The sequence below is a fragment of the Quadrisphaera sp. RL12-1S genome, assembly GCF_014270065.1.
In the GTDB taxonomy this organism is placed as follows: Bacteria; Actinomycetota; Actinomycetes; order Actinomycetales; family Quadrisphaeraceae; genus Quadrisphaera.
On sequence record NZ_JACNME010000004.1, the window covers coordinates 306,070 to 327,684 of the forward strand.

General features: G+C 75.6%; 24 protein-coding genes. 18 read left to right on the forward strand and 6 right to left on the reverse strand.

Going from position 1 to position 21,615, the window contains the following annotated elements; genetic code table 11:
* Positions 1 to 5 precede the first annotated feature (5 nt).
* The 3 genes from H7K62_RS10030 to H7K62_RS10040 form a co-directional block, all read right to left on the reverse strand.
* Positions 6 to 560, reverse strand: a complete 555-nt coding sequence (locus tag H7K62_RS10030) for an ATP-binding protein (protein WP_186717782.1) — start codon at positions 558 to 560, stop codon at positions 6 to 8.
* A 366-nt stretch (positions 561 to 926) separates the two neighbouring features.
* Positions 927 to 1,793 carry an alpha/beta hydrolase gene (locus H7K62_RS10035; protein WP_186717783.1) on the reverse strand — a complete coding sequence of 289 codons (867 nt, stop codon included), beginning with the start codon at positions 1,791 to 1,793 and terminating at the stop codon, positions 927 to 929.
* Positions 1,790 to 2,287: an NUDIX domain-containing protein gene (locus H7K62_RS10040; protein WP_222437344.1), complete on the reverse strand. Its 498-nt coding sequence runs from the start codon at positions 2,285 to 2,287 to the stop codon at positions 1,790 to 1,792. The genes H7K62_RS10035 and H7K62_RS10040 overlap by 4 nt, the downstream gene beginning before the upstream one ends.
* A 59-nt stretch (positions 2,288 to 2,346) precedes the next feature.
* On the opposite strand from H7K62_RS10040, the gene H7K62_RS10045 reads away from it, so the two are divergent.
* Both H7K62_RS10045 and H7K62_RS10050 read left to right on the forward strand, forming a co-directional pair.
* Positions 2,347 to 2,940, forward strand: coding sequence for a GNAT family N-acetyltransferase (locus H7K62_RS10045; RefSeq protein ID WP_222437345.1), 594 nt, complete (start codon positions 2,347 to 2,349; stop codon positions 2,938 to 2,940).
* Between the two features lie 81 nt (positions 2,941 to 3,021).
* Entirely contained in the window at positions 3,022 to 3,369 is a 348-nt protein-coding gene (locus tag H7K62_RS10050) for an STAS domain-containing protein (RefSeq protein WP_186717785.1), read from the forward strand.
* 42 nt (positions 3,370 to 3,411) lie between these two features.
* Here H7K62_RS10050 and H7K62_RS10055 read toward each other — a convergent pair whose 3' ends face one another.
* Both H7K62_RS10055 and H7K62_RS10060 read right to left on the reverse strand, forming a co-directional pair.
* The gene (locus tag H7K62_RS10055) at positions 3,412 to 3,783 is read right to left on the reverse strand and encodes a hypothetical protein (RefSeq protein ID WP_186717786.1); all 372 of its coding nucleotides are present in this window, start codon (positions 3,781 to 3,783) and stop codon (positions 3,412 to 3,414) included.
* 56 nt (positions 3,784 to 3,839) lie between these two features.
* Entirely contained in the window at positions 3,840 to 4,235 is a 396-nt protein-coding gene (locus H7K62_RS10060) for an SHOCT domain-containing protein (protein WP_186717787.1), read from the reverse strand.
* A gap of 316 nt (positions 4,236 to 4,551) precedes the next feature.
* On the opposite strand from H7K62_RS10060, the gene H7K62_RS10065 reads away from it, so the two are divergent.
* The gene (locus H7K62_RS10065) at positions 4,552 to 6,582 is read left to right on the forward strand and encodes a purple acid phosphatase family protein (protein WP_186717788.1); all 2,031 of its coding nucleotides are present in this window, start codon (positions 4,552 to 4,554) and stop codon (positions 6,580 to 6,582) included.
* A gap of 118 nt (positions 6,583 to 6,700) precedes the next feature.
* Here H7K62_RS10065 and H7K62_RS10070 read toward each other — a convergent pair whose 3' ends face one another.
* The gene (locus H7K62_RS10070; protein ID WP_186717789.1) at positions 6,701 to 7,114 is read right to left on the reverse strand and encodes a VOC family protein; all 414 of its coding nucleotides are present in this window, start codon (positions 7,112 to 7,114) and stop codon (positions 6,701 to 6,703) included.
* A 103-nt stretch (positions 7,115 to 7,217) separates the two neighbouring features.
* On the opposite strand from H7K62_RS10070, the gene H7K62_RS10075 reads away from it, so the two are divergent.
* The 15 genes from H7K62_RS10075 to H7K62_RS10145 all read left to right on the forward strand — a co-directional run bounded on the left by H7K62_RS10075 (position 7,218) and on the right by H7K62_RS10145 (position 21,524).
* Positions 7,218 to 7,874, forward strand: a complete 657-nt coding sequence (locus H7K62_RS10075; protein ID WP_186717790.1) for a hypothetical protein — start codon at positions 7,218 to 7,220, stop codon at positions 7,872 to 7,874.
* Positions 7,874 to 8,314 (forward strand): DUF3592 domain-containing protein, encoded by a 441-nt coding sequence (locus tag H7K62_RS10080; RefSeq protein ID WP_186717791.1) that lies wholly within the window; start codon positions 7,874 to 7,876, stop codon positions 8,312 to 8,314. The genes H7K62_RS10075 and H7K62_RS10080 overlap by 1 nt, the downstream gene beginning before the upstream one ends.
* A gap of 167 nt (positions 8,315 to 8,481) precedes the next feature.
* A complete protein-coding gene (locus tag H7K62_RS10085) occupies positions 8,482 to 10,731 on the forward strand; it encodes a primosomal protein N' family DNA-binding protein (RefSeq protein WP_186717792.1) in 2,250 nt (749 codons plus the stop codon).
* Positions 10,732 to 10,789: 58 nt separating this feature from the next.
* Positions 10,790 to 12,016, forward strand: coding sequence for an MFS transporter (locus H7K62_RS10090; RefSeq protein WP_186717793.1), 1,227 nt, complete (start codon positions 10,790 to 10,792; stop codon positions 12,014 to 12,016).
* A gap of 163 nt (positions 12,017 to 12,179) precedes the next feature.
* Positions 12,180 to 12,374 carry a hypothetical protein gene (locus H7K62_RS10095; RefSeq protein ID WP_186717794.1) on the forward strand — a complete coding sequence of 65 codons (195 nt, stop codon included), beginning with the start codon at positions 12,180 to 12,182 and terminating at the stop codon, positions 12,372 to 12,374.
* Between the two features lie 219 nt (positions 12,375 to 12,593).
* Entirely contained in the window at positions 12,594 to 12,962 is a 369-nt protein-coding gene (locus H7K62_RS23780) for a hypothetical protein (protein WP_186717795.1), read from the forward strand.
* Between the two features lie 64 nt (positions 12,963 to 13,026).
* Positions 13,027 to 13,974: a methionyl-tRNA formyltransferase gene (fmt, locus tag H7K62_RS10105; RefSeq protein ID WP_186717796.1), complete on the forward strand. Its 948-nt coding sequence runs from the start codon at positions 13,027 to 13,029 to the stop codon at positions 13,972 to 13,974.
* The gene (locus H7K62_RS23785) at positions 13,971 to 15,521 is read left to right on the forward strand and encodes an RsmB/NOP family class I SAM-dependent RNA methyltransferase (protein ID WP_186717797.1); all 1,551 of its coding nucleotides are present in this window, start codon (positions 13,971 to 13,973) and stop codon (positions 15,519 to 15,521) included. The genes fmt and H7K62_RS23785 overlap by 4 nt, the downstream gene beginning before the upstream one ends.
* Positions 15,522 to 15,681: 160 nt before the next feature.
* Positions 15,682 to 15,909, forward strand: a complete 228-nt coding sequence (locus H7K62_RS10115) for a hypothetical protein (protein ID WP_186717798.1) — start codon at positions 15,682 to 15,684, stop codon at positions 15,907 to 15,909.
* 24 nt (positions 15,910 to 15,933) lie between these two features.
* A complete protein-coding gene (gene rpe, locus H7K62_RS10120; protein ID WP_186717799.1) occupies positions 15,934 to 16,587 on the forward strand; it encodes a ribulose-phosphate 3-epimerase in 654 nt (217 codons plus the stop codon).
* A 76-nt stretch (positions 16,588 to 16,663) separates the two neighbouring features.
* A complete protein-coding gene (locus tag H7K62_RS23280) occupies positions 16,664 to 18,220 on the forward strand; it encodes a flotillin family protein (RefSeq protein ID WP_186717800.1) in 1,557 nt (518 codons plus the stop codon).
* Between the two features lie 22 nt (positions 18,221 to 18,242).
* Positions 18,243 to 19,268, forward strand: coding sequence for a leucine-rich repeat domain-containing protein (locus H7K62_RS10130; protein WP_186717801.1), 1,026 nt, complete (start codon positions 18,243 to 18,245; stop codon positions 19,266 to 19,268).
* Positions 19,269 to 19,300: 32 nt separating this feature from the next.
* Positions 19,301 to 19,822, forward strand: a complete 522-nt coding sequence (locus H7K62_RS10135; protein ID WP_186717802.1) for a hypothetical protein — start codon at positions 19,301 to 19,303, stop codon at positions 19,820 to 19,822.
* Between the two features lie 21 nt (positions 19,823 to 19,843).
* Positions 19,844 to 21,064, forward strand: coding sequence for a glutathionylspermidine synthase family protein (locus tag H7K62_RS10140; protein ID WP_186717803.1), 1,221 nt, complete (start codon positions 19,844 to 19,846; stop codon positions 21,062 to 21,064).
* Between the two features lie 22 nt (positions 21,065 to 21,086).
* Complete coding sequence (locus tag H7K62_RS10145; RefSeq protein WP_222437348.1) at positions 21,087 to 21,524, forward strand: DUF350 domain-containing protein; 438 nt, start codon at positions 21,087 to 21,089, stop codon at positions 21,522 to 21,524.
* Positions 21,525 to 21,615 lie beyond the last annotated feature (91 nt).

The window sequence follows — 21,615 nt, forward strand, 5'->3', positions numbered from 1 at the left end:
GGGGACTAGCCCGCGGCGGCCCTGGGCACCGCGTGGACGGCGGCGAAGCTCGGAGCACCGGTCTGCCGCTGGCCCGTCGGGCCGCTCGGCTGCGCACGCGTGCGGCGCTCGCGGCCGGCGGCCCGCGTCAGCGGCTGGGCGCTGTGGGCGAGGGTGAACCAGACGACGTGGCGCTCGCCGGGAGCCGCGTTGCCGCGGTCGTCGTCGTCGACCTGCTCCAGCTGGCTGCCCCACCGGTCGGACAGGAGCCCGAACAGCGGCAGGCCGCGCCCTCCGAGGTGACGTGTGGCCGGCATGGGAGAGCTCTCGCAGCGCGACGGCGGCAGGGGCGAGGTGCCGGCGTCGACCACCTCGATGCCGAGCAGCTCGTCGTCGTCGGCGATGCGCACCAGGACCGGGGCGCTGGGTGCGTGGCGCACCGCGTTGGTCACGGCCTCGGTGGCGAGCAGGAGCGCTGCGTGCAGCACCTGCGGGCTCCACGAGGTGCCGACGGCGGAGAGGTGGGCGCGCACGGTGCGGGCGGCGCCGTCGTCGTGGGGGAGGTTGAGGAACGACCTCACGCACTGTGAACCCATCGCTGACCGCCCCCGCTGCTGCAGCTGTCCCACGTCGAGGATGCTCGCTGTGCGTGACGCAGACCACTCGAAACGCCCCCTTCATCCGTAAGGCGACGGTGGGTGACGCTCCGGTGGTGTCGCCCTCCGGCGGCGCGGGGCGCCTGAGGTGACGTGATCATGCCCCGACCTGTCGGAACCCTGCCCCGACGTGTCGGAACCCTGCCCCGACGTGTCGGAACCCTGCCCCGACGTGTCGGAACCCTGCCCCGACGTGTCGGAACCCCGTCCCCGTTCCGACAGCTCCAGCCGGGGTTCCGGCACCTCGGGACGGCTGCGGGCACGCACGTGCCCCTCGCGGGCCCGCAGGACTCAGTCCCCGTCGCGAGCGCGGGTCGGCGGCCCCGCCAGCGCCCAGCGGAGGGCGTCGGGCAGGAGCACGCCCTCGTGGTTGGGGTTGTGGCCACCGTCCCCGACCACCAGCCGCAGGTCGTACCCGGCCTCGGCGAGCGCGGCCGCGGTCCGGAGGTTCTCCGCCAGCCAGTTCATCGACGGGCGGTCCCACCCGAGGTCCCGGGCCGCCGCCTGGAGGAAGAAGCGCACCGGCCTGCGCGGGCTGCTGGCGACCAGCTCCGGGTAGGGGTTGCCGCCCGGCACCTGCGCGAAGCTGGACAGGAAGCACAGCGCTGACCCGAACCGGTCGGGTCGCAGCCACGCCGAGGTGAACGCGGCGACCCCGCCGCTGCTCCCTCCGACCACCACCCAGCGGGCCGGGTCGTCGGTGAGCGCGCGGCGCTCCCGCACCAGCGGGACCACCTCGGTGAGCAGGAAGGTGGCGTACCGGTCGTCGAACGCGTCGTACTCGGCGTTGCGGTTCTTCGGCTGCACCGCCCCCGGGAACACCCCGGGGTCCACGAAGACACCGACCGTCGGCGGGACCTCGCTGCGGTGGACGAGGTCGTCCAGCACCACGGCGCCGCGGACCTCCGCGTCGGGGTCGAGCGTCCACCAGCCGTCGTTGAAGACCACCAGCCCGGCGGGCTCGTCGGGCGGCATGGCCGCGGGGACGTGCACCCAGATGCGGCGCGTCGTGCCGGGGTAGACGCGGCTGCTGTCCCAGACCAGCTGCTCCGTCCGCCCGACCGGCACACCCGGCTGCCGGACCGAGGCGGGACCGTGCTCGTAGCGGACGTCGCTCAGGTCGAGGGGCAGCGGGCGGTACGGGACCGGCGCCGTCACGCTGCGGGCCAGTCGCCGTCGTCGTCGCCGTCGTCGATCTCGGCGAGGTCACCCGAGGCGAGTGCGGCGACAGCCGCGCGGATCCGGCGCGCCAGCCTCTCCCCGCACAGCCGTTCCACCTCCTCCGGTGAGGCGAGTCGGGCAGACGCCAGCTCCGCGGGAGGGAGCCGCACCGCCCCGAGGTCGTCGAGGACGCCGCCGTCGTACAGCAGCCGCAGCGCAGGCGCCCCGTGGGAGCGGTCGGTCCAGTCGAAGCACAGCAGCCGGCCCACGCTCACGCCGTGCTCCCCGGGGCCCAGCCCCAGCTCCTCGGAGATCTCGCGCTGGCACGCCGCCCGCGGTGGCTCGCCGGCCTCCACGACACCGCCCGGGACCTCCCACGTCGGCTTGTAGGTCGGCTCCACGAGGAGCACCGCACCGTCCGGTCCGCGCACGAGCGCTCCTGCGGCGGTCACCGGTCGGGCTGCGGAGGCGAGCCAGGGCGGGAGGTCCACGCGGGTCATCCTGGCCCGCACCGGCGTCCCGGCGCCGCCGCACCTGTGATCATCGACCGGTGGCCGCCGTGACCAGCACCGACAGCGCCCGGTCCTACGCCGCGGGTCTCCTGCGAGGAGACCTGGTGCACCTGAGGCCGCTCGCCGAGGAGGACCTGCCGCTCCTGGACGCGTGGTGGCACGACGTGGCGAGCGCCCCGCTGCAGCGCGGCGTCGTCGTCCCCCGCTCCACCGGCTCCGCCGTCGAGCAGTTCCGCTCCTGGAGCATCAACGACGCCAAGACCGCCGACGTCGGACTCAGCGTGGTCGAGCGGGCCACGGGCCAGCTGGCGGGTCACGTCACGCTGTGGGGGGCCACCTGGTGGGACCGCAGCGCCGAGGCGGCGGTCATCCTCGGTCCGGACCACCAGGGACGGGGCCTCGGGCCGGACGCGCTGGCGGTGCTGCTGCGCTACGCCTTCGACGAGCTGGGGCTGCACCGCGTCTCGATCAAGGCGTGGGCGTTCAACGACCGGGCGCTGGCCGCCTACCGCCGCGCGGGGTTCACCGAGGAGGGGCGCCTGCGCGAGGTCGGCTTCCACGCCGGCGCCTGGCACGACCACGTGCTGCTGGCGGTGCTGGAGCACGAGTGGCGTGCTCGCGGCTGCCCATGACATGACGCGGGTCGCCAGGTGTGGTGAGGTGCCCACCACGCGCGCCGCGACGTTGCGGCGCGCGGGGGAGAGGGGAGCGGCATGACCCTGCGCATCGACCACGACGTCCGCGACGGCGTGGACGTGCTCACCGTCCACGGCGACGTCGACCTGTACTCGGCCCCCGCCCTGCGCCAGCGCCTGCTCGACGTCATCGGTGAGGACCGCCACGACGTGGTCGTGGACCTCGCGCACGTCCCCTTCATCGACTCCCTCGGGCTGGGCGTGCTCGTGGGAGGGCTCCGACGTGCCCGCTCGGGCGGCGGTGACCTCCGGCTCGCCGGCCCGAACGAGCTCACCACCCGGGTGCTGCGGGCCACGGGCCTGACGACGGCGTTCCACATCCACCCCGACGTCGACACCGCGCTCGAGCACCGCTCGGCCAGCTGACCGCGGGCTGGTCCCGGGGGACTCGGGCCGACCGCGCCGGGGTCAGCCGGCCGGGGCCGACAGCAGCCGCAGGCGGGCCTCGGCGCGCTCGGCCTCGGTGATCACGCCACGGGCGGCGAGGTCGTCGAGCTCTGCCAGGCGCTGCTCGAGGGACGGCGGTGCCAGCAGGCCGGTCGAGACCCCCGTCCTCAGCCGCTGGTGGAGGTCCACCGCGAGCTGGGAGCGCGCCGTCAGGGGCGCGAGGCCACCGCGGCGCAGGACGGCGGCGTTGCGCACCCCCCACACCACCGCGAGGACGACGACGGCGAGGACCAGCACCACCCACAGCACCACGGACGCCGCGGCCCACCCGTCCGGCTGCGCATCCGGGTAGGCGCTGCCCCAGAAGTCGTCACCGCTCACCAACACGTGCACAGCAGCCCTCCTCGACCCGTCGACACCAGCCGGCACGCGGACCGGCCCCAGACCCGTCAGCTCGGCGGAGCGGACAGCAGCTTCGCGCGGGCCTCGGCGCGCTCGACGCCGCTGATGACACCGCGGGCGGCGAGGTCGTCGAGCTCCGCCAGCCGCTCCTCGAGCGTCGCTGACGGGGCCGGCGCTGACGCCGCGCGGTCGTTGGCCACGCGGTGCAGGTCCACGGCGAGCTGCGACTGCGCGGTCATCGGGTCGAGCCCGCCGCGCTTCATGGTGCTGTAGTTCCGCACCGCGCTGACGACCGCGAAGACCGCACCACCGATGGCGACGAGCGCGACCAGTGCGAAGACCGCGCCCGTCCCGCCGCCTGCCGGATCGGGGAAGCCCGGGCCCGCCACGCCGTCGACGACGGTGGAGGGGTCGTTCCCGAAGCTCGTCAGCAGTGCGTGCACAGCTCCTCCTCGGACGGCGGCGGCCAGCGCCGGTGGGCGCTCACGCTAGACGCCGACGATCACCGTTGTCTCGCACGCAGCGCCGTCCAGTCGCAGACGGAGCAGAAGACGTGGCCCTCGGGGTCGCTGCTGTGCGGAGGGCGTCGTCGTCGTCGACCTGGTCCAGGCGGTAGCGCACCGGCGGAAGCCTCGGGGCCCTGTGACCTGCGGACATGACCTGCGCTTGAAGGTCCTTGACCTCCACCAGACCTGATGTTCACGGTGCGTGCACCGGGTGGCAGGGCTGAGGACCCCCAGCGGGAGCACCGTCCGGCGCATGGGAGCACTCACGGGGGACCGCCACCAGCACACCGGTCCGCGCACCGTCGACGAGTACGTCGAGTGGAACGCCCGACAGCTGGCGAAGGCCCCGGTCTCGCGCCGCGGCGCCATCAAGGCGTTCCTGGGCGTGTCCGGCGGCCTCGTCGCCGCGCAGTACGCACTGGCCGACGCCGCCATGGCCGCGGGCGGGGGCACCAAGGGCAAGCTCGGGGTGGCCGTCGCGGGCCGGCACCTGTCCTTCGTCATGGACGACGGCGGGACGCCCGCCACCGCCATGGCGCTGACCGCGCAGCTGGTCACGCAGGACGGGAACCTGCCGAACGGCCTGCGGGCCTGGGTGGACCTCGGCAGCCGGCACGGCGGGTACGGCACCCGCGTGAACGCCGACGTCGTCCACCTGCTCGGCCAGTACGCCATCGCCGGGGGACCGGTGGCCAGCCAGTACTACGTCAAGGCGCGCATCACCGGGCTCAAGCCCGACACCGTCTACCACTACCGCGTGCAGCTGTCCGACGGGACGACGACGGGCGACGCCTACTTCACCACCGCCCCCGCCACCGCGCTGGACGGCGGGCACGGGAAGGGCCACGGGCACCACGGCGAGGGGCCCGTGCCGCAGCCGTTCACCTTCACGGCCTTCGCCGACGTCGGCACCGACACCGCCCCGACCGACCCGAAGTGGGCCTGGGGGCAGGACCCGGCGTCCGTGAAGGCCGCCGGCGGCACCTGGCCGAAGGGCGTCTTCGACAACCAGTACTACAAGGACGACGACCCGGTGGCCGGCCCCACCGGCACCGACCGCCAGCCGGCCACGTCGATGACCAACCTCATGAGCACGCAGAAGCCGCGCTTCACGCTCCTCGCCGGGGACATCTGCTACGCTGACCCGAGCGGGTCGGGGCTGCCCGCCGACAACACCACGGCGCTGAGCAACAAGGCGCCGGTGGGCAAGAACGAGTTCAACCCGTACGTGTGGGACGTCTTCCTCACGCAGATCGAGGCGCAGGCGGCCTTCACCCCGTGGATGTTCGCCACCGGCAACCACGACATGGAGCCGCTGTACGGCAACACCTCCTACCTCGGAGGCAGCCCCAGCCACGGCTACGCCAGCCACGCCGCGCGGCTGGACCTGCCGCGCAGCGGCCCGTCGTCCTGCCCGTCGGTGTACCGGTTCGTGTACGGCAACGTCGGCGTCATCTCCGTGGACGCCAACGACCTCAGCCACGAGATCCAGACCAACCTCGGCTACTCCAGCGGCGCCCAGCAGCGGTGGCTCGAGGAGACGCTGCGGACCTGGCGGACCGACCCGCAGGTCTCCCCGCACGTGGACTTCGTGGTGGTGTTCCTCCACCACTGCGCGTTCTCCACCGCCAACAACCACGCCTCCGACGGCGGCGTGCGCGGCGTGCTGGAGCCGCTGTGCTCGAAGTACCAGGTGGACGTGGTGATCCAGGGCCACAACCACCTCATGGAGCGCACGGACCCGATCCGGAACGGCAAGAAGACCAAGGACGCCCCCGACGGCGCCACCATCTGCCCGGCCACCGACGGCACCACGTACCTGTGCATCGGCTCGGGCGGTCGCCCGCGCTACCCGTTCCGGCCCGCCCCCTCGCAGGACGCCCCCGCCCCCGAGGGCGTCACGGTCACCGGCGAGCAGGCGCTGCCGGAGGGGCAGCGCTACCGCGGGTACGACGCCACCGGCAAGGAGAACGGCTCCACGCAGGTGGTCAACAGCTACGTCTGGTCCGACGCCGGCACGGCCGTGAACAGCTCCGGCTACCCCTCGGGCACCAAGGTGCCGGAGGTGGCCGACTGGTCCCAGGTCCGCTACGACGACTACGCGTTCATCGCCGTGGACGTCGCGCCGGCCCACCGCGGCAAGCGGACCACGTTCACCATCCGCACCCTCGCGGACGCGCTGCCGGGCTCCGGGAAGCGCGTCAGCGAGATCGACAAGATCACGTTCGAGCGGACGGCGGGCTGCGGTCTGGTGGGTCCCTCCCTGGTGGTGCCCGGGCACTGACCCGCCCGTCCCCCTGACCGCCGGTGTGACGTCGGACGGGCAGAAGTCCTCGGACGGCCGGTTTCAGGCCCGTCCCGGAGGGTTCTGCCCGTCCGGCGTCACGCGAGGTCCGGCGGCGTCAGGCGGCGTCACCCGGCTCGTACCCGACGAGCCAGGTGACGCCGTGGGCGTCCCGGACCTGCCCGTCGGTGGCGCCCCACGGGCGCTGCTGCAGCGGGTCCACCACCGCGCCGCCCTCCGCCAGGGCGTCGAACCACCGGTGGAGGACGTCCGGTGCGGCGGCGCCCAGCACGGACAGCAGCAGCCCGGCGCACCGGAACGGCTCCTCCTCGCCGCTGGCGTCAGCGGCGAACAGTGACACCGGGCCGCGCAGCTCTCCGTGCGCGACGCGGTCCGCGGGACCGTCGGTGCGGCCGAAGTCGGCGTAGCTGTGGATGGTCAGCTCCCCGCCGAAGACCTCCCGGTAGCGCGTGAGCGCGTCGCGAGCGGTGCCGGGCAGGAGCAGGTACGGGACAGGAGCGCTGCTCGTCATCACCGCAGGCTAGGTGCGGGTGCCGACGACGGTTGCCGGTGGCAAGATCCGTCGACGGGGGCGGGGAGCAGCGCCGCCGGTGCGTCGGTCGAGGAGACGGCTCATGGCACTGCGCGTCGACGGGCGGACGAGCGCACTCTCGGACGAGGAGCGCTGGAGGCAGGCGGTGAGCCTCGCCCTCCGCTCGCCATCACCCGCGGCCCTCGACCGGCGGCGCCGGGGAGCGCGCAGGTACCTCCTCACCGTCGGGTCGGTCCTCGCGGTGTGCGCCGTCGTCGGCGGCCTGGTGGGGTGGTGGACCGCGGCGGGCAGCGGACGCGCAGCGCCGGCAGGCGACGCGAGCCCCGGGTGGCTGCACCGGACGGTCTTCGGCGCGGCGGTCCTGCTCGTCGTCGTCGGGATCGTCCTGGCCACCCGCGCCAGGCAGTGGGGGAACGCCTGGAAGGCCCCCACCATGGCCCTCACCCGCCGCCAGCGGCGCGAGGCGCTGAGGCAGGTGCGCGGGAAGGCGCCGGTGGTGCCGGAGCACCTGCCGGTGGTCCTCGACCTCGCCCGGCGGCTGGCGGCCACCGAGGGGGCGGTCTTCATCTTCGCCGGCAACGCGGTGCTCCAGCTGTCGCTGGTCGGCGACCGGCCGTGGCCGCTGGCGCTGGTGAGCGCCGCTGCAGCGCTGGCCTTCCTGGTCGTCGTCGGACAGCTCCTCGTCGAGCGCCGTCGGGCGCAGCGGTTCCTGGACCGGCACGCGCCATCGGTCCTCTGATGGCCGGAGCCGGCGGCCGTCCGGACGCCTGGTGGATCCCCTTCACGCTCGGGCTCGTGCTGCTCGCCCTAGCGGCCCTCTTCCTGGCCGGTGTCCCGCAGGCCGCCGCCCAGCGCCGCACGCTGCTGGAGCGCGGAGTCGCCACCGACGCCGTCATCACCGCCGTCCACCACCACGGGCGCGACCTGACGGCGGACCTCGCCTGGCGCACGACGGCGGGCGCGCAGGCCCAGGTCCGAGACCTCGACGTGAGCGGGACGCTGGCCGTCGGCGTGCGGGTGCCCGTCGTGTACGACCCGGAGGACCCGAGCGACGTCGAGGTGGGTGACGTCGGCGACGGCTACCTGGCGGTGCTCTGGCTCGGGGTCCTGGTGGCCGCCGGCGGGACCGTCGCTGTGCTGCGCGGGCTGTGGGTGCTTCGGGGCCAGGTGCGCACCTGATGGCGTTCGCGGCGCTGACCTCCCCGTCGGGTTCTGGCGCGCAGGTGCGTGATCGTGGCGGGGAGGTGGCGCTCAGGTGCTTGATCGTCGGGGAGAGGGTGGGGCGGGCGGGGGGACGACGACGAGCGGCGGCGGCCCTGTCGGCGGCGGCTGAGACAGTGGGAGGCGTGGCAGCGGAGGCGGGCGAGGGCGCGGCGGGGGAGCTCGCGCTCGACGTCGCCGTCCCCGCTCAGGTCCGCGCCAGGGCCGCCGCCGCGAAGGGCCGCAAGCGCCCCCCGAAGCCGCCCGAGCCCGTGGCCGAGGTCGAGCCGGTGGCGCGCGTCGTCGTCGACGTCCCCCTGCCCCACCTGGACCGGGCCTTCGAGTACGCCGTGCCCGCCTCGATGGCCGAGACCGCCCGCGCCGGGGTGCGGGTGCGGGTGCGGTTCGCCGGGCAGGACGTCGAGGGGTTCCTCCTCAGCCGGGAGTCCGTGGCGGAGCACACGGGGCGGCTGGCGCCGCTGCGCGCGGTGGTCTCCCCGGAGCCCGTGCTCGACCCCGAGCTGCTCGGCACGTGCCGCGCCGTCGCCGACCGCTGGGGCGGCACCCTCGCCGACGTGCTGCGCCTGGCGGTCCCGCGCCGCCACGCCACCACCGAGAAGACGACGGCCGAGCGGGCGGCCGCCCGCGCGCTGGACGACGACGGCGCGGGCGCACGCCCGCGACCGGAGCGTCCGGCCGCGCCCGACCCCCGCGACCCGGCCGGACCCTGGGCGGCCTACCCCGCGGGCCCGGCGCTGCTCGAGCGCCTCGCGGCGCCCACCGCCACGGCGGGCGTCCGGGCGGTGTGGACCGCGCTGCCCTCGCGCGAGCCCGCGCAGGACTGGCCCGCCGCCCTGGCCGCCGCCGCGCAGGCGGCGCTCTCGGCCGGCAGGGGCGCGCTCATCGTCGTCCCCGACCACCGGGACGTCGCCCGGGTCGACGCCGCCCTGACCGCCGCCCTCGGCGGCACCCGGTCCGCCCCGCGACACGTGAGGCTCACCGCCGACCAGGGCCCCGCCGCCCGCTACGCCGCGTGGCTCGCGCTGCGCCGCGGGCACGTGCGGGTGGCCGTCGGCACCCGCGCCGCCGCCCTCGCGCCCGTCGCCGACCCGGGCCTGCTCGCGGTCTGGGACGACGGCGACGACCTGCACGCCGAGCCCCACGCCCCCTACCCGCACGTGCGCGAGGTGCTGGCGCTGCGCGCCGAGCGCACCGGCGCCGCGCTGCTGGTGGGCGGCCACAGCCGCACCGCCGAGGCGCAGCGGTGGGTGGAGTCGGGCTGGGCGCGGGCTGTGGAGGCCCCGCGCGAGGTGGTGCGCAGCGCCTCCCCGCGGGTGCTGGTCCCCGGCGACGACGTCGAGGCCGAGCGCGACCCGTCCGCCCGCTCCGCGCGGCTGCCGTCCCTGGCCTTCAGGACGGCGCAGGCAGCGCTCGCGGGGCGCCTGCAGGGGCAGACCCGTCCCGGCCCGGTGCTCGTGCAGGTGCCGCGCCGCGGCTACCTGCTGACGCTGCGCTGCGACCACTGCCGCGCCCGCGCCCGCTGCCGCCGGTGCTCCGGCCCGCTGCAGCTCACCGGCGCCGACTCCCACCCCGTGTGCCGCTGGTGCGGCACGGACGACCCGACGTGGACCTGCCCGCAGTGCCGCGGTGACCAGCTGCGCTCGGCCGTGGTCGGCGCCCGCCGCACCGCCGAGGAGCTGGGACGGGCCTTCCCCGGCGTGCCCGTGAAGACCTCCGGCGGGGGAGCGGGCGTGCTGGAGGCCGTGGACGGCGAGCCCGCGCTCGTCATCAGCACGCCCGGCGCCGAGCCCGTGGCCGAGGGCGGGTACGCCGCGGCGCTGCTGCTCGACGGGTGGGCCGTGCTCGAGCGCGAGGAGCTGCGCGCCGCGGAGGAGGCCCTGCGCCGCTGGGCCGCTGCCGCCGCCCTCGTGCGACCCCAGTCGGCGGGCGGGGCGGTGGTGCTGCTCGCCGCCGCCGGCGTGCCGCCCGTCGAGGCGCTCGTGCGGTGGGACCCGGCCTGGCACGCCTCCCGCGAGCTCTCCGAGCGCCGCGAGCTGGGCCTGCCGCCCGGGGCCGCGTTCGCGCGGCTCGACGGACCGGCCGTCGCCGTTGACGCGCTGCTGGCCGCGCTGCAGCGCACCGACGACGACCGCGCCGCCCTGCCGCCGCACGCTGAGGTGCTCGGGCCCACGCCGCTGGAGCCCGACCGCCGTCCCAGCGCCATCGGTGACGACGCCGGGGGGCCCGCCGCGCCGCGGTCGTTCGCGCTGGTCAGGGTGCCGCTGGCCGAGCGCGCAGCACTGGCCAGGGCGCTGCAGGGCGCCGTCGCCGTCCGCAGCGCCCGCAAGGAGGCCGGGTCCGTGCGCGTCCAGATGGACCCCGAGCACGTGGTCTGACCGGGAGGATGAGGGCGCTCCCGCACCCCGCGCTGCGACCCGGAAGGCCGTCCCCACCGTGTACTCGCTCCTCCTGGCGATCATCTACGTCGCCTTCGTCAGCCTGGGGCTGCCGGACTCCCTCGTCGGCGCGGGCTGGCCCGTCATGCAGCGCGACCTCGGCGTCCCCGTGGCCTACGCGGGCATCATCACGATGATCATCGCCGCAGGGACCATCGTGTCCAGCCTGGCCTCAGAGCGCCTCACCCGACGGCTGGGCGCCGGGGTGGTGACCGCCCTCAGCGTCGGGCTGACGGCCGCGGCGCTCATCGGGTTCTCGCTGTCGGGCTCGTTCTGGGTGCTGTGCCTGTGGGCCGTGCCCTACGGCCTCGGCGCGGGAGCCGTGGACGCCGCCCTCAACAACTACGTGGCGCTGCACTACGCCGCCCGGCACATGAGCTGGCTGCACGGCTGCTGGGGCCTGGGCGCCTCCATCAGCCCCTTCGTCATGAGCCACGCCATCACCTCCGGCGCGGGCTGGCCCAGCGCGTACCTGACCATCGGCCTGGCGCAGGTGGTCCTCACCGCCGTCCTGCTGGTCAGCCTGCCGCTGTGGGGACGGGTCAACCCCGTCGGCGCCCGTCACACCACCACCACCGACGACGACGACGAGCGCGCCCGCGAGCAGCCCGGCCACGTCCCGCTCGTCCGGGCCCTGCGCATCCCCGGGGTGCGGCTCGTCCTCGTGGCGTTCTTCGCCTACTGCGCCCTGGAGAGCACCTCGATCCTGTGGGCCTCGACGTTCCTGGTCACCGCCCGCGACGTCGCCCCCGCCACCGCGGCCGCCTTCGCCTCGCTGTTCCTGCTGGGCATCACCGCCGGGCGCTTCCTCACCGGGTTCGTCGCCGACCGGATCGGTGACCGCTGGCTCATCCGCGGCGGCTTCGCCACCGTCGGAGCGGCCGTGGTGATGCTGCTCGTGCCGCTCGAGAGCGACGTGCTGGCGCTCGCGGGCCTGGTGGTCGCGGGCCTGGGCTGCGCGCCGGTCTACCCGGCGATCATCCACTCCACCCCGGTGAACTTCGGGCGCAGCAGCTCCCAGGCGATCATCGGCATCCAGATGGCGGCGGCCTACACCGGCTCGACGCTGGCCCCGCCGGCGTTCGGGGCGTTGTCGGCGTGGACGGGCCTGTGGGTGCTCCCGCTGTTCCTCGCGGTGCTCGCCGCCCTGGGGCTGGTCATGTCCGAGCGCCTCAACCGGCTCGTGGCCCGCCGCGCGCTGGCCGGGGAGCCCGTCACCGCCTGAGGACCCGGGGGTCGGGGGGCGGCCCGGCAGCCGCCGCCGCGGCGGCGGAGAACAGGGTCAGGATCGGGCCCGTCCTGCCCCTGTTCTCCGCCTGCGAGGCGATGACCGCCCGACGACCACCCGACGCTGTCGGGTGGTGCCGTCGACGTCGTAGCCTCACCCGGTGATCGCCTGCGACGAGTGCGGCCAGTCCGTGGACGGCGACGCGCACGAGACGGTCACCGGACGCCGCCTCTGCAACGGCTGCTGGACCCGGTTCCAGGGCACGGCGGCCTCGCTCGTCTCCGGGGGCGGTGCGACCGACGCCATCGCGACCGCGGGGTGGCTGGAGCGCCTTCGGCGCCTGCGCGGCCGCTGACGCCCGGCGCCGGCGGTGGCGGGTGGTCCGGGTGGGCTGCAACAGTCCGGCGGGCCGACGCGTCATGGGTCCGTGATCGTGGATCGACGTCGAGCCGCCGTAGGCCCTGGATCAGGGGCGGCCCCCGCGCGGGGCAGGGCGGGCGGTGCAGCGCTCGTCGTCGTCCTCGGTGCGGTGGTGGGCGCGGCGCTGTCGTCGTGCTCCACCGACGGGGCTTCGGTGGGAGGCGGGCTGCCGCAGCTGCACGCCGGCGAGAGCGTCGACGCCGCCCCCGTCGCCTTCCGCGGGGTGCTCCGCGTCGGGGCCGATGGCTGCCAGCGGGTGCGGGTCGACGAACCCGCCGGCTCCACCGCTGACCGGTGGGCCGTCTGGCCGACCGGCGGTGACCTCGCCGCTGACGGCTACGGAGCGGCGGTGGACGGCGAGACCTACGTCGACGGTGACGCCGTCACGGGAACGGGCCGCCTCGTGGACCTGGCTGCGCTCCCGAACGGCGCCTCGCCCGGCAGCTACTTCAACGGTTCCGGCCGGTACTGCCACGCCGACACGAGCGGGGTGCTGGTCATGGACGACGTCGCGCACGCCTGACCGTCCTCGGGCTGCTCGCCCCCGGCCGGGGGACGGCGAACGAGCCTGTCGGTACCGTGACCTGGTGCGCATCGTCTTCGCCGGCACCCCCGCCGTCGCCGAGACGGCGCTGGAGGCGCTGCTCTCCTCCGACCACGAGGTGGTCGGCGTGGTCTCGCGGCCCGACACCGTCGCCGGCCGCGGCCGCCGCGCCCTGCAGAGCCCCGTGGTGGTCCGCGCCCTCGCCGCGGGCCTGCCGGTGCTGCAGCCCACCCGGGCGTCTGACCCCGAGTTCCTCGCCGGCCTCGCCGCGCTCGAGCCCGACTGCTGCCCCGTGGTCGCCTACGGCGCGCTGCTGCCGCGCCCGGTGCTCGACGTGCCGCGCCTGGGCTGGGTGAACCTGCACTTCTCGCTGCTGCCGGCCTGGCGCGGCGCCGCCCCGGTGCAGCGCGCGGTCATGGCCGGGGACGACGTCACCGGCACCACCACCTTCCTCCTCGAGGAGGGCATGGACACCGGCCCGGTGCTGGGGACGACGACGACGACCGTCGGGCCCCGCGAGACCTCCGGCGAGCTGCTCGGCCGGCTCGCCGCCGACGGCGCGAAGCTGCTGGTCGCCACGCTCGACGGCCTGGAGGCCGGCGCGCTGGTGCCCGTCCCGCAGCCGTCCGAGGGCGTCAGCCTGGCGCCCAAGGTCACCGTGGAGGACGCCCGCGTGCGCTGGGACGAGCCGGCCTTCGCCGTGGACCGGCGGGTGCGCGGCGTGACGCCAGCGCCCGGCGCGTGGACCACGGTGCACGCCGAGCGCCTCAAGGTGGGACCGGTCGAGCCGCTGGCGCCGGTGGCGCTGGCCACGGCCTCAGCCCCGCGGCTGGCGCCGGGTGAGCTGCTCGTGCAGGGCCAGGACGTGCTGGTCGGCACCGCCACCGTGCCGGTGCGCCTCGGCGAGGTGCAGCCGGCCGGCAAGCGCGCCATGCCCGCGGCGGCGTGGGCGCGCGGCGCGCGCCTCGGTGAGGGCGAGGTGCTGGTGTGACCCCGCCCGAGCGGCGCGGCCCACGGGGTCCGCAGCGCGGCGGACCGCGCCGCGGCCAGGCCGGTCCGGGTGGTCCGGGTGGTCCGGGTGGTGAGCCGCGCCCCTGGACGACGACGGCGCCCTCGGCCCGTCCGCGCAGCGGCGACCCCGCCCGGCGGGCGGCCTTCGACGTGCTGCGTGCCGTCGACGAGCAGGACGCCTACGCCAACCTCGTGCTGCCGCGCCTGCTGCGCGCCGCCCGGCTCGACGGGCGCGACGCCGCCTTCGCCACCGAGCTCGCCTACGGCGCGCTGCGCGGCCGGGGCACCTACGACGCCGTCCTCGCCGCCTGCGTGGACCGGCCGCTCGCCCAGCTCGACCCGCCCGTGCTCGACGCCCTCCGCCTGGGCGCCCACCAGCTGCTGGCCACCCGCGTGGCCCCGCACGCCGCGGTCAGCGAGACCGTGGCGCTGGTGCGCGGCGCCATCGGCGCCGGGCCCGCCGGCTTCGTCAACGCGGTGCTGCGACGCGTCGCCGAGCACGACCTGCCGACCTGGCTCGACCGGGTCGCCCCGCCGCTGGAGGGCCCGGGCGCCGACGTGGTCGCCGCGCTGGCGGTGCGGGAGAGCCACCCCGCGTGGGTGGTCCGCGCGCTGCGCGAGGCGCTCGTGCTGGCGGGCCGCCCCGTCGCGGAGCTGCCCGACCTCCTGGCCGCCGACAACGCCCGCCCCCACGTGGCGCTCGCCGCGCTCCCCGGCCTCGCTGAGCCGTCCGAGCTGCTCGCCGCCGGGGCGGAGCCCGGCCGCTGGTCTCCTCTCGCCGCGGTGATGCCCGACGGCGACCCCGGTGACCTGCCCGCCGTGCGCGAGGCCCGCGCCCGGGTGCAGGACGAGGGCAGCCAGCTCGCGGCGCTCGCGCTGCTGGCGGCACCGCTGCAGGGCGACGGCGACGGGCGCTGGGCCGACCTGTGCGCCGGCCCCGGCGGCAAGGCCGCGCTCCTCGCGGCGAGCGCCGCCCAGCGGGGAGCGCGGCTGCTGGCCGTGGAGGTGGCGCCGCACCGCGCGAAGCTCGTGGAGCAGGCGCTGGCCGGCGTGACCGGTGCCCACAACGGCGTCGTCGAGGTGGTGGCCGGCGACGGCCGCGCCGTCGGGTCCGAGCGGCCGGGGGAGTTCGACAGGGTGCTCGTCGACGCCCCCTGCACCGGCCTCGGCGCGCTGCGCCGCCGTCCGGAGGCCCGCTGGCGCCGCACCCCCGCCGACCTCGCGGCCCTCGCGCCGCTGCAGCGCGAGCTGCTCGGGTCCGCGCTGGAGGCGGTGCGCCCCGGTGGCGTGGTCGCCTACGTGACGTGCAGCCCGCACCCGGCGGAGACGCAGGCCGTGGTGGACGACGTCGTGCGCAGCTGGGCCAAGGACGGCGAGCCGCTCGAGGTGCTCGACGCCCCGGCCGTGCTGCGGGACCTGGCCGGCGTGGAGGCGGGCACGGGCGACGGCGGCCGCCGCGCGCAGCTGTGGCCGCACCTGCACGGCACCGACGCGATGAGCGTCAGCCTGCTCCGCCGACCCCTCTGACCTCCGGCACTCGCGCCGGAGGTGGCGCTCAGGCGCATGATCGTCGTGGGAGGGGTGGCCGCCTCGCCCTCCCCCGGGGACGATCATGCGGGCCTGCGCCACATCGCGCGGGCCGGGGGAGGGGGAGCGTCGCCGGGGCGTCCGTCCTACGGTCGGGGGCGTGGCAGCGAGCAGGGGGACGGGCGGCAGCGGGACGGGGCGGGCGTTCCGCAGCGCGCTCGTGACGATCGGGCTGGGCGTGGTGCTCGCCATCGTCGTCGGTGTGGTGGTGGGCCTGGTGCAGGGCGATGTCGCCCGCGGGCTCGCCTCGTGGGGCAGCCCGGTGTTCTTCGTGGCTGTGGTCGTGGCCGTGTTCTTGGCCTACCGGTCGGGGGAGGGGCGCCGCTGAGCGCTCGTCGGTAGGTTCTCGGGCGTGGCCGTGACCATCGCCCCGAGCATCCTGTCCGCGGACTTCGCCAACCTCGAGGCGGAGCTGGGGCGCATCGCCACCGCCGACTGGGCCCACGTGGACGTCATGGACGCCCACTTCGTGCCCAACCTCACCCTCGGCCTGCCGGTGGTGCAGCGCCTCGCGCAGGTCAGCCCGGTGCCGCTGGACTGCCACCTCATGATCGCCGACCCCGACCGGTGGGCCCCCTCCTACGCCGAGGCCGGCGCGCACTCGGTGACCTTCCACGCCGAGGCCGCCTCGGCGCCCGTCCGCCTGGCCCGCGAGCTGCGCGAGCGCGGCGCCCGCGCCGGGCTCGCGCTGAGCCCCGCCACCCCCGTCGAGCCGTTCCTCGACTGGCTGGGCGAGGTCGACATGGTCCTCGTCATGACCGTGGAGCCCGGGTTCGGCGGCCAGAGCTTCCTCGACGGGTGCCTGCCCAAGCTGCGCCGCCTGCGCCGCGCCGTCGACGAGCACGGCCTGGAGGTGCGCCTGCAGGTGGACGGCGGCGTCTCCGCCGAGACCGTCGAGCGCTGCGCCGAGGCCGGCGCCGACGTCTTCGTGGCCGGCTCGGCCGTCTACGGCGCGGACGACCCGGCCGCCGCGATCGCGCAGCTGCGCCAGCTCGCCGGCGGGTGAGCGCTGGGCTGGCCGGCGGGTGAACCCTCCCTGAGGAGGACGACGACGCTCGACGCCCGCCCCTAGGGTCGAGCGCGTGGACCTGACACCGGTGCTCGTTCCCGTCGTCGTGATCGGCGTCATCGTCGTCGTCGTGCTGGTGGTGGTCTTCTCCATCGCGCGGCGCTACAAGATCGCGAGCCCGTCGGAGGCGTTCATCGTCACCGGCCGCAAGGGCAAGGCGGTGACCAACCCCGAGACGGGCCAGGTCTCCACCGACCTGTCCGGGCAGCGCGTGGTCATGGGCGGCGGCGTCTTCGTGAAGCCGCTCGTCGAGCGCGTGCACGTGCTGTCCCTGAGCAGCCGCCGGATCTCGGTGAAGATCGGCGGGGCGGTGTCCAAGCAGGGCATCCGCCTCAACCTGGACGCGGTCGCCATCGTCAAGGTGGGCGGCACCGAGGACAACGTGCGCGCCGCCGCGCAGCGCTTCCTGCACCAGCAGGACGAGATCGAGTCGTTCACGCAGGAGGTCCTCGCGGGCTCGCTGCGCTCCATCGTGGGCACGCTGACGGTGGACGAGATCATCCGCGACCGCGCCGCGTTCGCCGCGCAGGTGGCCGAGGAGTCCATCTCCTCGCTGAGCAACCAGGGCCTGGTGCTGGACACCTTCCAGATCCAGGACGTCTCCGACGACACCAACTACCTGCGCGACCTCGGCCGCCCGGAGGCCGCCGCCGCAGCCCGCAACGCCGCCATCGCCGAGGCCGCCGCCCGTCGCGAGGCCAGCCAGGCCCAGGCCAAGGCCGACGAGGCCATCTCGGAGAGCCAGCGCGACCTCGACCTGCGCCGCTCCGCGTTCAAGGCCGACACCGACCGCGCCGCCGCCGACGCCGAAGCGGCCGGGTCCCTGGCCAAGGCCCAGCGCGACCAGGAGGTGCTCACCAGCCAGGAGCGCGTGGCCGAGCGGCAGGCGGCGCTGACCGAGCGCCAGCTCGACACCCAGGTCCGCAAGCCCGCCGACGCCGCCCGCTACCAGGCCGAGCAGGAGGCCCAGGGCCGCCGCAACGCCGAGATCTTCCAGGCCGAGGGCGCCAAGGCCACCGCCATCGCCGAGGCGCAGGCCGAGGCCGAGCGCACCCGCCTGGCCACCGCCGCCAACGCCGAGCGCGCCACCACCTTCGCCAAGGCCGACGCCGACGCCGCCCGCGTGGCCGCCGCGGCTGCCGCCGAGAAGGTGCGCCTGGAGGGCGAGGCCGAGCTCGCCCGCCGCACCGCCATCGCCAACGCCGTGCGCGCCGAGGGCGAGGCCGAGGCCGCCGCCATCCGCGCCAAGGGCGAGGCCGAGGCCGAGACCCAGCGCCTGCGCGCGGAGGCCTTCGAGCGCTACGGCCAGGCCGCCACCACGCAGATGGTGGTGGAGGCGCTGCCCAAGGTGGCCCGCGAGCTCGCGGCTCCCATGGCCGCCATCAGCGACCTCACGGTCATCTCCACCGACGGCGCGAGCGCCCTCTCCAAGGGCGTGGCCACCAACCTCACCGAGACCCTCGAGCTGGTGCGCCGCACCACCGGCGTAGACGTCGGCGCCCTCCTGCGCCGCAGCGCCGGCGGCGACGCCGCCACCTCCACCCGCAGCACCGCCGACACCGAGGCCTGAGGACCAGCGCCGAGGTGCGCGCATGAGGCTCCCCCTGCTGTGGGAGGACGACCTGGCCGATGTCGCAAGCCCGATCGTGCCCGGGGTCCTCTCGCTCGTGCCGCGCGACGTCACCGTGGTCCAGTTCGACGAACCGCTGACCGATCGCGACCACCGCAGACTCGGCCGGTGGTTCCAGAAGCACCCGGGTGTCACGCTGCGCGCCTACGCGGAGGGACTCGGGACCTCGGACGACCTGTCGTTCTTGCGGCACTACCCCGGGCTCACCGGCCTGAGCCTCAACTGCTTCTACGAGCCGCCGGTGCTCGACGCCCGGAACCTCGAGCACCTGCCGCTGACCCTGCGTGAGCTCCACCTCGAGGTCAGGACCAGTGGCAACGCGCTGCACAGGCTCGCGGACCTCCCTCACCTGCAACGGCTGAGCCTGGCCCACCACCGCCGCCTGCCGCCGGTGCTGTCGCAGCTGGCCTCGCTACGGGAGCTCCACCTGGAGGGTCCCGTGAAGGACCTCGAACCGCTGGCTGGTCTGACCCAGCTCGAGCACCTGAAGCTCCGGTCCGTCACGGCCGACCTGTCTCCGCTGATGGCGCTGACCCAGCTGCGCGCGCTGGAGATCCGCCTCGGAGGGACCACCGACCTCAGCGCGGTCCCCGACATCGGCGAGATCACCTACCTCGAGCTGTGGCTGGTCCGCGGTCTCACCGACCTGGAGTTCCTCGCCGACATGTGCCACCTGCAACACCTGTTCCTCCAGGCGCTCCGCAACGTGCACGCCCTCCCGGACCTGTCGGCGTGCACCGCTCTCGAGCGGGTGCACCTCGAGACGATGAAGGGGCTGGTCGACCTCGCCTCCCTCGCCACCGCTCCCGCCCTGCGGCAGCTCTGGATGGTCGACTTCAGCCACCTGCAGCCCGAGGACCTGCTGCCGTTGAAGGCCTGCGGCGCTCTGGAGGAGCTCGGCATCGGCATGGGCAGCGACCGCAAGAACGTCGCGGCGCGGGACCTGCTCCGCATCCCCGGCTCCTACGGCGGTCACGAATGGCCGTAGCCTCGGCGCTTCCGATCGTGCGGGGGGAACGGGTGAGGAAGTCGGCAGCGGTGCCGCTCGTCATCACGTCGTCGCTGGCGCTGGCCCTGTCCGGGTGCTCCGGGTCGAGCACCAGCAGCGGGTCGAGCGGCAGCGACGGTTCGGAGTCCGAGTACCAGGGCGTCTGCGTGGACCAGGCGACCAACCAGCGCGCCCCGGACTCCGACTGCGGTGACGACGACGGCCACGGCGGCACCGGAGGCTCCGGGGGCGGCCACTACTGGTACTACGGCGGTCGTGGCGCGCGCATCCCGTCCATCGGCTCGCCCATGCCCGCCGGCGGTGGCTCCGGCGGCGGGTCGGGCACGCAGAACGGGCAGTACGCGGGCTTCGACCGCAGCGTGCCGGACGGTTCCACGTACGTCTCGGGAGGGGCGCCCGCGGCCGGAGGCACCGTCAGCGACGAGTCCCTGCGCTCGGCGTCGTCGTCCTCCGGCGGCCGGGTGCTGAGCTCGGGGGAGTCCGGCAGCACCGTCCGGGGCGGGCTCGGCGGCGGCTCGAAGGCGGGCAGCTGACGTGAGCGCCGGAGCCGAGCGGTGAGGCGCGTCCGCACCACCCCGCGTCCCGGCTGGCGCGAGACGGTGGTCTCCCAGGGCCTCGTCTACCCGACCACGCCCTCGCGCTCGGGCCTGGGCGAGGACGACTACTGGTTCGAGCGGGCCTGCTACGTGCTCACCTCCGACGAGGTCGACCACCTCGAGGGCGTCACCGAGCGCGTCCACGCGATGTGCGTGGAGGCCGCCCGCTACCTCTGCAGCGGGGAGTGCGGTGACCTCGGCCTGCCGCCCGGCTCGCTGGAGGCCGCCCGCGCCAGTCTCGACGCCGCCCCGCCGTCGCTCTACGGCAGGTTCGACCTCCGCTTCGACGGCCGCGACGGCCAGCCCGCCAAGGTGCTCGAGTACAACGCCGACACCCCCACCGGGCTCGTGGAGGCGAGCGTCGCCCAGTGGTACTGGCTGCAGGACGTCGCGCCCGAGCTCGACCAGTGGAACTCCCTGCACGAGCGGCTCGTGGAGGCCTGGCGCGGCGTCCGCGAGCGGACGGGCCTCGGCGTGCTGCACCTGGCCCACCTCGGCGCCGAGAAGAGCGGCGAGGAGGAGATGACGGTCGGGTACCTGCGCGACTGCGCCGACCAGGCCGGCTGGTCCACGCGGCAGCTGCAGGTGGAGCAGCTGGGCTGGAACCCCGACGTGCAGCGGTTCATCGGGCTGGACGACGACGTCATCGACGTCCTCTTCAAGCTCTACCCCTGGGAGGACGTGCTCTGGGAGGACTTCGGCGCCCACGCGCTGACCACCCTCGAGCAGGGCTCCACGGTGTGGCTGGAGCCGCTGTGGAAGGTGGTGCTGTCCAACAAGGCGCTGCTCGTGGCGCTGTGGCGGTGCTTCCCCGGCCACGAGAACCTCCTGCCGGCCGCGTTCGAGCCCGACGGGATGGCCGAGTGGGTCAAGAAGCCCCTCCACGGCCGGGAGGGCGACAACATCGAGGTCTCCTCCCGCGACCTGTCGCTGGTCCAGCCCGGCGAGTACGGCGAGGAGGGCTCCGTCTACCAGCAGTACGTGCGCATGCCCGACTTCGACGGCAACAAGGCCGTGGTCGGCTCCTGGGTGGTGGACGGGAAGGCCGCCGGGTGCGGCATCCGCGAGAGCGACTCGCCCGTCACCGACTACTACGCGCGCTTCGTGCCGCACCACATCGACGGGCCGGCGCCGAGCCCGCAGCAGCGGGCCGCGTGGCTCCACGAGCCGGCGACCTGAGGGACGAGGGACGGAGGGGCCAGTGGACGGGTTGGGCACGGCGGTCGGTGCTGCCGCGGTGTACACGGCGGTGGGCCTGGGACTGCTGCTCGTGGGCTTCTACGCCCTCGACCTCATCGTCCCCGGGCGCCTCGCGCAGCGGGTCTTCCGGGACGCCGAGCCCGGCGCCGCGCTGGTCACCGCCGCCGGCGCCGTGGGCGTGGGCCTGATCACCTTCACCACCATCTGGCGCAACGCCGACGCCGGCTTCGGCCCGGCGCTGCTGTGGACGGTGGTGTTCGGGCTGGTGGGCATCGTCCTGCAGGCGGCGGCGCTGGTGCTGCTGGACCTGCTGACACCGGGCCGCCTGGGCGACCTCGTCTGCGCCCGCCAGCCCTCGGGTGCGATGCACCCGGCGGCGTGGGTGACGGCGGCGTTCCAGCTGGCCGTGGCGGGCGTCGTCGTCGCCTCGGTGGCCTGACCCGTCGCGCCGTCCGCGCACGGCCGGTCCCGCAGCGCCCCGCTCGCCGCGCCGGTGGGTGGTCTGCTGCCCACTGGGTGGCCTCGTGCCC

Coding starts and splice junctions, on each gene's coding strand:
- H7K62_RS10050 (WP_186717785.1), top strand. CDS start 3,022: ATGACCCTGCGCATCGACCACGACGTCCGCGACGGCGTGGACGTGCTC.
- H7K62_RS10065 (WP_186717788.1), top strand. CDS start 4,552: ATGGGAGCACTCACGGGGGACCGCCACCAGCACACCGGTCCGCGCACC.
- H7K62_RS10070 (WP_186717789.1), bottom strand. CDS start 7,114: ATGACGAGCAGCGCTCCTGTCCCGTACCTGCTCCTGCCCGGCACCGCT.
- H7K62_RS10075 (WP_186717790.1), top strand. CDS start 7,218: ATGGCACTGCGCGTCGACGGGCGGACGAGCGCACTCTCGGACGAGGAG.
- H7K62_RS10080 (WP_186717791.1), top strand. CDS start 7,874: ATGGCCGGAGCCGGCGGCCGTCCGGACGCCTGGTGGATCCCCTTCACG.
- H7K62_RS10130 (WP_186717801.1), top strand. CDS start 18,243: ATGAGGCTCCCCCTGCTGTGGGAGGACGACCTGGCCGATGTCGCAAGC.